The sequence below is a fragment of the Azotobacter chroococcum genome, assembly GCF_004339665.1.
In the GTDB taxonomy this organism is placed as follows: Bacteria; Pseudomonadota; Gammaproteobacteria; order Pseudomonadales; family Pseudomonadaceae; genus Azotobacter; species Azotobacter chroococcum.
The window spans coordinates 169,396-181,975 of the sequence record NZ_SMMU01000002.1; the positions used below are offsets into that span (position 1 = coordinate 169,396).

12 protein-coding genes and 1 pseudogene are annotated in these 12,580 nt (G+C 69.9%); 8 read left to right on the forward strand and 5 right to left on the reverse strand.

Annotated features, from left to right (window positions below; translation table 11 throughout):
* The first annotated feature begins 122 nt into the window (after positions 1 to 122).
* Positions 123 to 494 (forward strand): translation initiation factor Sui1, encoded by a 372-nt coding sequence (locus EV691_RS03000; protein WP_131298917.1) that lies wholly within the window; start codon positions 123 to 125, stop codon positions 492 to 494.
* Positions 495 to 525: 31 nt separating this feature from the next.
* Positions 526 to 2,436: an arginine decarboxylase gene (speA, locus tag EV691_RS03005; RefSeq protein WP_131298916.1), complete on the forward strand. Its 1,911-nt coding sequence runs from the start codon at positions 526 to 528 to the stop codon at positions 2,434 to 2,436.
* Positions 2,437 to 2,453: 17 nt separating this feature from the next.
* Here speA and EV691_RS03010 read toward each other — a convergent pair whose 3' ends face one another.
* The 4 genes and pseudogenes from EV691_RS03010 to EV691_RS03025 form a co-directional block, all read right to left on the reverse strand.
* Positions 2,454 to 3,785, reverse strand: a complete 1,332-nt coding sequence (locus tag EV691_RS03010; RefSeq protein ID WP_207390215.1) for an MATE family efflux transporter — start codon at positions 3,783 to 3,785, stop codon at positions 2,454 to 2,456.
* Positions 3,782 to 4,075, reverse strand: coding sequence for a hypothetical protein (locus EV691_RS03015; protein WP_131298915.1), 294 nt, complete (start codon positions 4,073 to 4,075; stop codon positions 3,782 to 3,784). Before EV691_RS03015 ends, EV691_RS03010 begins: the two co-directional genes overlap by 4 nt.
* 113 nt (positions 4,076 to 4,188) lie before the next feature.
* Positions 4,189 to 5,043, reverse strand: a complete 855-nt coding sequence (locus EV691_RS03020; protein ID WP_131298914.1) for a universal stress protein — start codon at positions 5,041 to 5,043, stop codon at positions 4,189 to 4,191.
* A 15-nt stretch (positions 5,044 to 5,058) separates the two neighbouring features.
* A pseudogene (locus EV691_RS03025) lies at positions 5,059 to 5,502 on the reverse strand (STAS domain-containing protein); the annotation flags it as partial.
* Here EV691_RS03025 and EV691_RS24110 point away from each other — a divergent pair.
* The 4 genes from EV691_RS24110 to EV691_RS03040 all read left to right on the forward strand — a co-directional run bounded on the left by EV691_RS24110 (position 5,486) and on the right by EV691_RS03040 (position 9,095).
* Complete coding sequence (locus EV691_RS24110; protein ID WP_278250239.1) at positions 5,486 to 5,620, forward strand: hypothetical protein; 135 nt, start codon at positions 5,486 to 5,488, stop codon at positions 5,618 to 5,620. The pseudogene EV691_RS03025 and the gene EV691_RS24110 overlap by 17 nt on opposite strands.
* 28 nt (positions 5,621 to 5,648) lie before the next feature.
* Positions 5,649 to 6,062 (forward strand): hypothetical protein, encoded by a 414-nt coding sequence (locus EV691_RS23235; RefSeq protein WP_165496564.1) that lies wholly within the window; start codon positions 5,649 to 5,651, stop codon positions 6,060 to 6,062.
* Between the two features lie 86 nt (positions 6,063 to 6,148).
* Positions 6,149 to 7,093: an SdiA-regulated domain-containing protein gene (locus EV691_RS03035; protein ID WP_131298912.1), complete on the forward strand. Its 945-nt coding sequence runs from the start codon at positions 6,149 to 6,151 to the stop codon at positions 7,091 to 7,093.
* A 262-nt stretch (positions 7,094 to 7,355) separates the two neighbouring features.
* Positions 7,356 to 9,095 (forward strand): FAD-dependent oxidoreductase, encoded by a 1,740-nt coding sequence (locus tag EV691_RS03040; RefSeq protein WP_131298911.1) that lies wholly within the window; start codon positions 7,356 to 7,358, stop codon positions 9,093 to 9,095.
* Between the two features lie 87 nt (positions 9,096 to 9,182).
* Here EV691_RS03040 and EV691_RS03045 read toward each other — a convergent pair whose 3' ends face one another.
* Positions 9,183 to 10,130, reverse strand: a complete 948-nt coding sequence (locus tag EV691_RS03045) for an oxygenase MpaB family protein (protein WP_131298910.1) — start codon at positions 10,128 to 10,130, stop codon at positions 9,183 to 9,185.
* Between the two features lie 125 nt (positions 10,131 to 10,255).
* Between EV691_RS03045 and EV691_RS03050 the strand changes: the two genes are divergently transcribed.
* Positions 10,256 to 11,281, forward strand: coding sequence for a LacI family DNA-binding transcriptional regulator (locus EV691_RS03050; protein WP_131298909.1), 1,026 nt, complete (start codon positions 10,256 to 10,258; stop codon positions 11,279 to 11,281).
* 139 nt (positions 11,282 to 11,420) lie between these two features.
* Positions 11,421 to 12,578: an L-talarate/galactarate dehydratase gene (locus tag EV691_RS03055; protein WP_131298908.1), complete on the forward strand. Its 1,158-nt coding sequence runs from the start codon at positions 11,421 to 11,423 to the stop codon at positions 12,576 to 12,578.
* Positions 12,579 to 12,580 lie beyond the last annotated feature (2 nt).

Sequence of the window (12,580 nt, forward strand, 5' to 3'; positions counted from 1 at the left end):
ACGACGGGCGGGCGGATGGCAGTGCGCGTTCATCTACCCGCCGTCTGCCACCGTCTTCGGCATTTCACACGCTTGCCGCTACACTGGCCCCTCGTTTTCCGCGCATTTCCGAGGAGCCAGCCTTGGCCAAGAAAGCCTCTTCACTCGCCGCCCTGGGCGGTCTGGTCTATTCCACCGACAGCGGTCGCCACTGTCCCGACTGCGGCCAGCCGGTCGCCGCCTGCGTTTGTAGCCAGAGCCAGGCGCCGGCCGGCGACGGCATCGCCCGGGTGCGCCGCGAGAGCAAGGGCCGCGGCGGCAAGACGGTGACCACCGTCAGCGGCGTGCCGCTGGCCGGCGACGCGCTGAAGGAGCTGGCCAGCGCCCTGAAGCGCCGCTGCGGCACCGGCGGCGCGCTCAAGGACGGAGTCATCGAGATCCAGGGCGAGCACGTCGAGCTGCTTCTCGAGGAACTCGCCAAACGTGGCTTCAAGGCGAAGAAATCCGGCGGCTAGGCTGTATCAGACATCTGCACAGGAGCAATCCATGGCACGACGTACACGCAAGGACGACGGCAGCCAGTGGACCGTGGCCGACAGCCGCGCCGTCTACGGCATCCGTCACTGGGGTGCCGGCTATTTCGCGATCAACGAGCGTGGCCATGTGGAGGCGTGGCTGAACCGCGCCGCCGACCAGCCCATCGACCTCGTCGAGCTGCTCGGCCAGCTGCGCGAGGCCGGCCTGTCGCTGCCGCTGCTGGTGCGCTTTCCGGACATCCTGCAGGACCGCGTGCGCCAGCTGACCGGCGCCTTCGACGCGCACATCGCGCGCCTCGACTACCAGAGCGGCTACACCGCGCTGTACCCGATCAAGGTCAACCAGCAGGAGGCGGTGGTGGAGAACATCATCGCCACGCCGAACGTCTCCATCGGCCTGGAGGCCGGCTCCAAGCCGGAACTGCTCGCCGTGCTGGCGCTGGCGCCGAAGGGCGGCACCATCGTCTGCAACGGCTACAAGGACCGCGAATTCATCCGCCTGGCGCTGATCGGCCAGAAGCTCGGCCATTCGGTGTTCATCGTCATCGAGAAGGAGTCGGAGGTGCAACTGGTCATCGAGGAGGCCGCCGAGCTCAAGATCGTGCCGCAGCTCGGCCTGCGCGTGCGGCTGTCCTCGCTGGCTTCCTCGAAGTGGGCCGACACCGGCGGCGAGAAGGCCAAGTTCGGCCTCTCGGCGGCGCAGCTGCTGCGGGTGACCGAGCGCCTGCGCGGCGCCGGGCTGGAGCAGGGGGTGCGCCTGCTGCACTTCCACATGGGCTCGCAGATCGCCAACCTGGCCGACTACCAGGCCGGCTTCAGGGAGGCCATCCGCTACTACGGCGAGCTGCGCGCCCTCGGCCTGCCGGTCGACCACGTCGACGTCGGCGGCGGTCTGGGCGTCGACTACGACGGCACCCACTCGCGCAACCCCAGCTCGATCAACTACGACATGGACGACTACGCCGCCACCGTGGTCGGCATGCTCCAGGAGTTCTGCAATGCCCAGGGCCTGCCGCATCCGCACATCTTCTCGGAGAGCGGCCGGGCGCTGAGCGCGCATCACGCGCTCCTGGTCGTGCAGGTCACCGATGTGGAGCGCCACAACGACCAACTGCCGGAGATCGCCGACCCCGACGGCCTGCCGGAAACGCTGCGCTGGCTGGTCGAGCTGCTCGGCCCGACCGACGACGAGATGGTCACCGAAACCTACTGGCGCGCCACCCAGTACCTCGGCGAGCTGTCGCGCCAGTACGCCGACGGCAAGCTGTCGCTGGCCGACAAGGCGCTCGCCGAACAGTGCTACTACGCGCTCTGCCGGCGCCTGCACGATGCGCTGAAGGCCCGCCAGCGCTCGCACCGCCAGGTGCTCGACGAACTCAACGACAAGCTGGCGGACAAGTACATCTGCAACTTCTCGGTGTTCCAGAGCCTGCCGGACACCTGGGCGATCGGCCAGGTGCTGCCGATCCTGCCGCTCGACCGGCTCGACGAGGAGCCGCTGCGCCGCGCCGTGCTGCAGGATCTGACCTGCGACTCCGATGGCAAGATCAAGCAGTACGTCGACGAGCAGAGCATCGAGACCAGCCTGCCGGTGCACGAGCTGCGCGTGGGCGAGGAGTACTTCCTGGGCATCTTCCTGGTCGGCGCCTACCAGGAGATCCTCGGCGACATGCACAACCTGTTCGGCGACACCGACTCGGTGAACGTCTACCAGCGCGCCGACGGGCGCATCTACCACGCCGGCATCGAGACCCACGACACCATCGAGGACATGCTGCGCTACGTGCACCTGTCGCCCGAGGAACTGATGACCTACTACCGCGACAAGGTGGCCGGCGCGCCCATCGGCGCCCGCGAGCGCGCCCAGTACCTGGACGCCCTGCGCCTGGGGCTGACGCGCTCGTCCTACCTGTCGGGCTGAGCGCTGCGCGGTAGCGCTCAGATCTCGTCCAGCAGGCGCCGGGCGAACAGGCCCATGGCCAGGGCGCGCAGCGCCATGAAGGCGAGGAAGGCCAGCCACAGGCCGTGGTTGCCGAATCCCTGCAGCAGCCAGGCCAGCGGCAGCGCCAGGGCCACGGCGAGCAGCATGGCGTCGCGCATCTCGCGGGCGCGGGTGGCGCCGATGAACAGGCCGTCGAGCAGGTAGCTCCACACCGCGACCGGCGGCAGCGCGGCGAGGTAGGGCAGGTAGGCCTCGGCCAGTTCGCGCACCGCCGGGATGTCGGTCTGCAGGCGGACGAACAGCGCGCCGCCGCTCAGGAAGAACAGCGAAAAGCCCAGGCTGGCCAGCAGCGACCAGAGGCCGGCGACCGCCAGCGCCCGCTGCAGGGCGGCGCGGTCGCGGCGGCCGATGGCGTGCCCGCACAGCGCCTCGACGGCGTGGGCCAGGCCGTCCAGGGCGTGGGCGGTGAGCAGCAGGCCGTTGAGCAGCAGGGCGTTGGCCGCCACCGTGGCGTCGCCGAGCCGGGCGCCCTGCACGGTGATCAGGAAGAACACCAGCTGCAGGAGCAGGCTGCGCAGGAAGATGTCGCGGTTCACCGCCAGCAGCGGGCGCCAGCTCGCCCAGCGGCGCAGGGCGTCCCAGGGCAGCCGGCCGGGATGCCGGCGCAGCGCCCGGCGGGCCAGCGCCAGGCCGAGCAGGGCGCCGCTCCACTCGGCGAGCACCGAGGCGCGGGCGGCGCCGGCCACGCCCCAGTCGAGGCCGAGGACGAACCACAGGTCGAGCGCCACGTTGCCCAGGCTGGTGAGCAGCAGCATGGCCAGCGGCGCACGGGCGTTCTGCGCGCCGAGCAGCCAGCCGATCAGCGCGTAGCTGGCCAGTACCGCCGGCAGGCCGAACAGGCGGATGTGGAAATACTCGCGGCTCAGCGCATCGAGCGCCGCCGAGGGCTGCATCAGGCCGAGGGCGAGTTCGCCGAAAGGCAACGCCAGCAGGCCCAGCAGCAGGGCGAAGACCGCGGCGAGCAGCAGGCTCTGCAGCAGCACCTGGCGCAGCGCGGCGCCGTCGGCGCGGCCGCAGGCCTGGGCAGCGAAGCCGGTGGTGCCCATGCGCAGGAAGCCGAAGGCCCAGGCCAGCAGGGTGAACAGGCTGCCGCCAACCGCCACCGCGCCGAGCTGGTGGGCGTGCGGCAGGTGGCCGATCACCGCGCTGTCGACCAGGGTCACCAGCGGCGTGCAGAAGTTGGAGAGGACCATGGGCGCGGCCAGCGCCCGGACCCGGCGCCGGGTCGGCGCGTGGCGCCAGGCTGCGGCCAGCGCGCTCGCGCTCACTGGATCAGCCAGCTGAGCACCCAGAGTCCCAGCAGCAGGCAGAGCGCCCCGCTGACGAAGGCGCGCTTGAGCAGCGCGCGCACCCCGCCGGCCAGCAGCGCCAGGCCGACGACCAGGGCAACGAAGCCGAGCAGCGTGGGGTTCATGCCGAGGGTGCGCGACAGGCCTTCGAGAAAGGACGCGCCGGCCCGGGCGATCGAGCCGAATAGTCCGCCCAGCCCCTCGACGAGGTGGCGGAGCGCCGCGCCCACCGCCTCGCCGAGCCATTCGAAGAAGCTTTCCGTTTGCATTGCATCCCCCTGCCGAACCGAGAAAAGTGCCGGGCCGCCGGCTCTCTCGCCCTGGCGGAGTAGAGCGGGCGGCCGCAAAAGCCGGGCAAGGATAGCGCGTCGGGCGGACGCTTTCAGCGCAGCAGCAGGAGTGGCGTCCGTGACCGGTGCAGCATGTGGCGGGTGGTGCTGCCGAGCAGCAGGCGGCGAATCCGCGAATGGCCGTAGGCACCCATCGCCAGCAGGTCGATGGCGCGCTCCTGCTGATAGGCGTGCAGCACCGGTTCGAGCTTGCCCTCGCGGATCGCCGGAATCACCAGGAAGCCGGCGAGCTCCAGCTGGGCCTGGGCCTCGTGCAGCGCGGTGCGGGTCAGCGCGTTGTCCTCGCCGACCATCAGCAGATGCAGCGGCAGGCCCTTGAACAGCGGGCTGGCGGCCAGCGCGTCCACCGCCTGGCGGGCGCTCGGGCTGGCGTCGTAGGCGAGCAGCAGGCTGTCCGGCGCCTTGAAGTCGTCCGGCGCGACCAGGATCGGCCGGGCCAGGGCGCGGGTCACGTTCTCCAGGTGGCTGCCGATCGGCTGGCCGGCCTGCTGCCGGCTGTCCTCGCCCTGGCGGCCGATCACCAGCAGGCGGAGGTCGTCGGCCATCTCGACGAGGGTCTCGACCAGGTCGCCGTGGCGCTGGCAAAGCTCCGGCGCCTCCAGGCCGGCGGCGAGGGCGCGGTCGCGGGCCGCCTCCAGTACCGCCTGGCCCTGCTCCAGGGCCACCTTGGCGCGCCGCTCGTCGAGGCGGGCCAGCTCGTCGAGCAGGTGTTCGCGGCTGCCCAGGCCGATGGCGCCGCTGAGGTCGCCCGGACCCGGGTAGCGCTCGCGGTCCAGCACGTGCAGGAAGGTCAGCGGCCGGCCGAGGCGCCGGCTGGCCCAGATGGCCCAGTCGCAGACCGCGGCGGTGGCGGCGGAGCCGTCGATGCAGGCGAGTATCCGAGTCATGGGTTGGCTCCTTTCTCAGTGTTCCATGAGGGTGTCGATGGCGTCGGGTTTGTCGTGCACGGCAAAGCGGTCGACGATGGTGGCGCTGGCCTCGTTGAGGCCGAGCACCGTCACCTCGCTCCCCTCGCGGCGGAGCTTGAGCACCCCCTTGTCCAGGGCGGCCACTGCGGTGATGTCCCGGAAGTGGGCATGGGACAGGTCGATGGTGACCCGGTTCAGCACTTCCTTGAAGTCGAAGGCGGCGACGAACTTGCTCGACGAGCTGAAGAATACCTGGCCGACCACCCGGTAGGTGCGGGCATGGCCATTATCCCGGCTGGTGCTGTCGATGCGCAGGAAGTGGCCGACCTTGTTGGCGAAGAACAGCGCCGCCAGCAGTACGCCGACCAGCACGCCGTAGGCCAGGTTGTGGGGGTACACCACCACGGCGACGGTGGCGAGTATGACCAGGTTGGTGGACCTGTATCAGCGGATACAGGGTGATCATCAGCAGGGCCATGGCGCCGGTGGCGCGGAGATCATCCCCGGCCGGCCGCCGGCGAAGGCGGTGACCACGGCGATGCAGAAGGAGGCGTAGAGGCTGACCTTGGGATCGACCCACGGCGATGATGGAAAAGGCGATGGCCTCGGGGGATCAGCGCGAGGGCCACCACCAGGCCGGCGAGAACATCGCCGCGGACATTGAGCTGCCAGGTGTCTCTGAGGGATTTCAGCATGGAGTTTTCCTGTCGGAACGAATGAACACAAAAAGAAACGCAGCCTTCCCGGGCGGGAATGGACGCGTCGATCGGCAAGATTTTTCGTCAGGCAAGCAAAACGAGCGGCGCATCGGCAGGGCGAGCGGGCGCTCGGGCACCTGCGGCGGGCGCAGGTCGGAGGAGGGGGCGAAGCGCTATGGCGGCGTGGGCAGCCAGCGGGCGGTGGAGCGGCCGGTCATGCTCGGCACGGGGGTTCGGATTCTTTCGACGGGGCGGACTAACTATAGGCTAAGCGACCTGAAGTTAGGCGACGGCCGATAAACCTTTGGTTAGTATGGCCTTAGCAAATCTGCAGTACTGGCGATGCATACTGCATCACAATTTCGTTTCGCTACGAGCATACCGCCATGATCGCGATTGCCAAGGGCTTGCTGGGACGGCTGCCGATGATACATCCACGGATCTGGATCGCGTTGTTGCTGAGCCTGCTGCTGGTGCAGCAGGTGCAGGACCGGCAATTCGACGAGCGCCTGTATTTCTGGGCGAAGAACGCCTGGCTCGAGGCCTGCTCCCTGGGTCCCGATTTCTGCCTGTCGGACTACGAGGTGCGCCTTGAGGCGCTGCCGGTCGCCGGCGTACGCAACAACCTCTCCGGGCTGAGCTACGACGACGAACGCAACCACCTGTGGGCGGTGATCAACAACCCGGAAGAGTTGCTCGCCCTGAGCCTCGAGGGCGAGGTGCTGGCGCGCTATCCGCTCGAAGGCTTCAAGGACGTCGAGGGTGTGGCCTACCTCGGCGGCGGCCTGCTGGTGTTCACCGAGGAGCGCGACCAGGCACTGGTCGCCGTGCCGGTGCCGACCGGCCCCGGCGCCCTGGTGCGCAAGGACTACCGGGCGCTGACCCTGGGCTTCGACAATCCCGACGGCGACAACCGCGGTTTCGAGGGCGTCGCCTATGACCGCCGCGGCGACCGCCTGTTCGTGGTCACCGAGCGCGCGCCGCTCAAGCTCTACGAGATCCGCGGGTTCAAGGCCAGTCTGTCCGGCAACTTCAACCTCAAGGTGCTCGACCGCTCCGCCTGGCTGAACGAGAAGTTCGTCGGCACCGGTCTGGCCTCGGTGGAGTACGACCAGAGCAGCGACCACCTGATCCTGCTCAGCGACGAGTCGCGGATGCTGGTGGAGCTGGACGGCCGGGGCGATACGGTCAGCCTGCGCTCCCTGTGGCGCGGCTCCGCGGGACTCGAGAAGAACGTCCCGCAGGGCGAGGGCGTGGCCCTGGACGAGTACGGCAGGCTCTACATGGTCAGCGAGCCGAACCTGTTCTACGTCTTCGACCGCGAGGACTGATCCGCCGCCGTCGTCCGCCGTTCCCGCCTCCGCTGCCGGTTCGCCCGGCACTTCTCCTTTCCTTCCTCGTCTTCGCCGCCGGCGGCCCAGGCCGCGGCGGGCGCCTGCCGTTGTCCTGAAGAAAATGGAACTCCGTTCTTGAATGCTTTTGTGGATTTGATTAGTTTTCGGAATGAAGTTCCAAAAAACGCATGAGCCCGTTTGCCTGTCTGGCGTGCCAGGTACGGACGCCCGGCTGCCGATCCGCCAGGAGACCCTAACAATGAGAACGATCCTTCAAGAGATTCAGGACGGCGAAAGCTTCGACATCGTCGTCGTCGGCGCCGGCGGCGCCGGCATGTCGGCCGCGCTGTTCGGCGCGCTGCAGGGCGCCAAGGTGCTGTTGCTGGAGAAGACCGAGTACGTCGGCGGCACCACGGCGTTTTCCGCCGGCACCACCTGGATTCCGGGCAGCCACCATGCCGCCGGGATCGGCGTGCATGACGACAGCCTGGCCAAGGCCGGCGGCTACCTCGATCTCGCAGTCGGCGAGCGTTCTCGCGCCGAGCTGCGCCGGGTGTTCCTGGAGAACGGGCCGAAGGCGGTCAGGGCCATCGAGACCGGCACCTCGGTGCGCTACCGCGCCCGTCCGCTGCACCCGGACTACATCTCCGACCTCGAAGGCTCGACCCTGCGCGGCCGCGCCCTGGAGCCGCTGCCCTTCGACGGCCGGCTGCTCGGCGAGCGCTTTCGCCTGGTACGCCCGCCGATCCCCGAGTTCACCGTGCTCGGCGGCATGATGATCGACCGCGACGACGTCAACCACCTGCTCAAGCTGACCCGCTCCTTCGCCTCGTTCCGCCACGCGGTCAAGCTGCTCTCCCGGCATGCCCTGGACCGCCTGCGCCATCCGCGCGGCACGCGCCTGGTGATGGGCAACGCGCTGATCGCCAGCCTCCTGCATTCGCTGGACGCGCGCGGCGTGCCGGTGCTCATCGAATGCCGGCTCGAGCGCCTGCAGCGCGGCGCCGGCGGCATCGAGGCGCTCGAGGTGACGCAGAAGGACGTGAAGCGGCGGATCGTCGTCAAGGGCGGGGTGATCCTCGCCTCCGGCGGCTTCAACCGCCATCCCGAGCGGCGCCGGGCGCTGCTGCCGGGCAGCGATCCGCAGTGGTGCCCGGGGGCGCCGGGGCACACCGGCCAGGCCCACGACCTCGCCGAGGCGGTGGGGGCGCGCTACGGCGCGCCGGGACTGAGCCATGCCTTCTGGGCGCCGGTGTCGATCCGCAGGCGCGCCGACGGCAGCACCGCGGCGTTCCCGCACTTCATCCTCGACCGCGGCAAGCCGGGGATGATCACCGTCGACCGCGAAGGGAAGCGCTTTCTCAACGAGTCCACCTCCTACCACCTGTTCGGCATCGGCATGCGCGAGGCCGGGGTGGCGCCGGCCTATCTGGTCACCGACGCCGAGGGCCTGCGCAAGTACGGCCTGGGCATGGTGCGCCCGGGCGGCAAGGGGCTGAAGCCGTTCCTCGCCGACGGCTACCTGACCGCGGGCGCGACCCTCGCCGAGCTGGCCGGGCGCCTGGGCATCGACGCCGCCGGGCTGCAGGACAGCGTGCGCCGGATCAACGACTACGCGCGCAGCGGCGTCGACCTCGACTATCGGCGCGGCACCACCGACTACCAGCGGGTCAACGGCGACGCGGCGCAGCAGCCCAACCCCAACCTCGGGCCGATCGGCACCGCGCCCTTCTACGCGGTGCGCCTCTATCCCGGCGACATCGGCGCCGCCACCGGCTTCGCCACCGATACCGACGCCCGCGTGCTGGACCAGGACGATACGCCGATCGACGGCCTCTACGCGGTCGGCAACGACATGCACTCGATCATGGGCGGCACCTATCCGGGACCGGGCATCACCCTGGGGCCGGGCCTGACCTTCGCCTACCTCGCCGCGCAGCACGCCGTGGCGCGGGCCAAGACGCCGCTGGCCCGGGAGGCGAAGTCCGCCGCCGTCTGAGTTCTTCCGGCAAGGCGATATTCGCCAGGCACCGGTTCTGCGCCGGCTGTCCGGCGAATACCTGTCGCGGCCAGGTCTGGCGCGACGTCAGTCCCGGCGCGCCGGGACGTCGGCCGGGCGCGCCCGGTCCGCCGCGATCAGTCGTTCCGGGCCGAGCGCGCCGATGGCGTAGCCCTGCGGGTGCGTCCGGTTGGGCCGGTGGGTGAAGAAGCACGGCTCGCGCCGGGGCGGCAGCCGGCGCAGGATCCGCCCCCGCAGCCTGAGCGTGCCGTCGACCAGTCCGCGCATGCCCGGCAGCGGGCGCGGAAAGCCGAACGCCTCGAGCATGGCGTCGTCGAGCAGGGCGTAGACCGCCTGACGTACCAGAGGAGCGAGAGGGGCCGGGTACCAGGAGGCGAACAGGTCGCGGGTCGCGGCGCCGACCCGCCGGTTCGCCTCGTGGTAGCGGAACGCCTCGTCCTCGTAGGCGCGCGCCCAGGCCTCGAAGGCCTCGTAGCTCGGCGGGATGTCGCGGATTCCCATCAGGATCCCGACCCCGCGCCAGAAGTGGTAGTAGCCGAGCCTCTCGTTGCGGCAGGTCGGTCGCCAGCCGTAGCGGTCGATCCAGCGGATCGGTTCGTAGAGGAGGGTCGAAAGCACGTAGAGGAACTCGTGGTTGGCGATCCTGTAGTGGCCGTGGGCCCAGTTGATGCGCTCCAGCGCCTCGCGGCCCCTGCCGCTCTCGTAGCCCCACTCGCAGACCTCGGCGATCAGCAGGGCAGTGTCGTCGAAGCGCCGCTGCGCATGCCGCAGGAACTCGCCGGTACGCTCGAGCAGCCGGGAGATGCCGGGTACGCAGTAGGTGCGGTAGAGCGCGAACTCGAGCGCCTTGGTCGAGTCCCAGCAGAACTCGTAGCCGAACGAGAGGTGCACGATGCGCTGGCAGTCGCGCTCGGGGTCGAGGCCTTCGATCTCGCGCAGACGGTCGAATCGCCTCGCGGAGCCTCCTGCCGGCGGTTCTGCGCGGGGCGTGGTCGAGCTTGGGTGGCGGGTCATGCGGGGCCTGCGGATCTCTGCCGGTCGGGCCGGCAAGGATACCTTGCCGTAGGCGCAGGGATGCACAACGGCGCCGGGATGTAGTGGAATGCGTCCGGCAGGCACCTCACCATGATCGAGTTCCGATGAGCAGAAAAGCTTCGAGCCCCCGTCCGGGAGGCAATCCGACCCTGATCGACGTCGCCCGGGTCGCCGGCGTCTCGCCGATCACCGTCTCGCGCGCCCTGGGGCGCCCCGAGGTGGTCAGCGACGCGACCCGCCGGCGGGTGCTGGAGGCCGTTCGCGCCACCGGCTACGTGCCCAACCTGGCGGCCGGTTCGCTGGCTTCGAGCCGCAGCCGCCTGGTGGCGATCCTCCTGCCGACCATCGCCAACTCGATCTTCGCCGATACCGTGCAGTCGCTCACCGAACGCCTGGCCGGCGCCGGCTACCAGACCCTGCTGGGCCTCACCGGCTACCTCCCCGAACAGGAGGAGGCGCTGCTCGAGGCGCTGCTGGGGCGTCGCCCGGACGGCATCGTGCTCACCGGCACCCAGCACACCGAGGCCAGCCGCGAGCGGCTGAGGCGTACCGGCATTCCGCAGGTGGAGGCCTGGGACCTGTGCGCGCGTCCGCTGGACATGCTGGTCGGCTTCTCCCACGAGGCGGTCGGCCGCGCGGTTGCCGATTACCTGCTCGGCAAGGGCTACCGGCGCATCTCGGTGGTCAGCCTCGACGACCCGCGCGGGCTGCGCCGCTACCACAGCCTGCTGCAGGCGCTGGCGGAGCAGGGCATCGGCGAGGTCGCGGCAGAAATCCTTCCGGCACCGGCGACCCTGGCGGAGGGCCGCGAGGGGCTGCGCCACCTGCTGGAGCGGGGCCAGGCCGGGGAGGTGGTGGTCTGCAGTTCGGACACCCTGGCCCAAGGCGTGCTGGCCGAGGCGGCGAGCCGGCAGATTGCCGTGCCCGGGCAACTGGCGGTGATGGGCTTCGGCGACCTGTCCAGCGCGGCCCATACCCATCCGCCGTTGTCGACGGTGCGCATCGATGGCCCGCGGATCGGCCAGAGCATCGCCGAGGCGCTGCTGGCGCGTTTCGCCGAGCCGGGCCTGGCGCGCAACCCGCTGCGCATGGATGTCGGTTTCGAGCTGATCGAGCGCGCCAGCACCTGAATCACGGCGCTTGAATGATTGCGCAATCATCCGAGAATGGCTCAGGTCCCCGATGAGCCGGGGGCCGCATGACCGGCAAATATTCTGGCAAGCAGCGCCGGTCGTGCGTTCATCGTCCTTTTCCGAACGAGGAAGTTGCATGAACGACAAGCCCGCCATCCCCTGCGCCGACGACGACCGCATTGCCTGGCTGCGCCTGCGCTCGGTGGCCCTGCCGCTGGCCACTCCGATCAGCGACGCCAAGGTGCTCACCGGCCGGCAGAAGCCGATGACCGAGATCGCCATCCTGATCGCCGAGATCGAGACCCGCGCCGGCCACCGGGGCCTCGGCTTCAGCTATTCCAAGCGCGCCGGCGGGGCAGGGCAGTTCGCCCACGCCCTGGAAGTGGCGCCCAACCTGATCGGCGAGAACCCCAGCGACATCGCCCGGCTGTGGGACAAGCTGTGCTGGGCCGGCGCCTCGGTGGGGCGCAGCGGCCTGGCGACCCAGGCCATCGGCGCCTTCGACGTGGCGCTGTGGGATCTCAAGGCGCGTCGCGCTGGCCTGTCGCTGGCGCGCCTGCTCGGCGCCCAGCGCGATTCGGTGCGTTGCTACAACACCTCTGGCGGTTTCCTCCACACACCGCTCGATCAGTTGCTGAAGAACACCGATATCTCCCGCGAGAAGGGCATCGGCGGCATCAAGCTCAAGGTCGGCCAGCCGGACTGGGCGCTGGATCTGCATCGGGTCGGCACGGTGCGCCAGCATCTGGGCGATGCCTTCCCGTTGATGGTGGACGCCAACCAGCAATGGGATCGGCCCACCGCGCGGCGCATGTGCCGGCGCCTGGAGCCGTTCGATCTGATCTGGATCGAGGAGCCGCTGGACTGCTACGACGCCGAGGGCCACGCCGAGCTGGTGCGCCAGTTCGACACGCCGATCGCCACCGGCGAGATGCTCACCAGCCCGGCCGAGCACTGGGAGTTCATTCGCCAGCGCGCCGCCGACTTCCTCATGCCGGATGCGCCGCGGGTCGGCGGCATCACCCCCTACCTGCGGGTGCAGACGCTGGCCGAGCAGGCCGGCATGACCCTGGCGCCGCACTTCGCCATGGAACTGCACGTGCACCTGGCGGCCACCCACGCGCGCGAGCCCTGGGTCGAGCACTTCGAGTGGCTGGAGCCGCTGTTCGAGGAGCGCCTGGAGATTCGCGACGGACGCATGCTGGTGCCCAATCGACCCGGCCTGGGCCTCAGCCTGAGCGAGCGGGTGGCCGGCTGGACGGTGCAGGAGGCCGAAGTCGGCCAGCGCGCATAGCA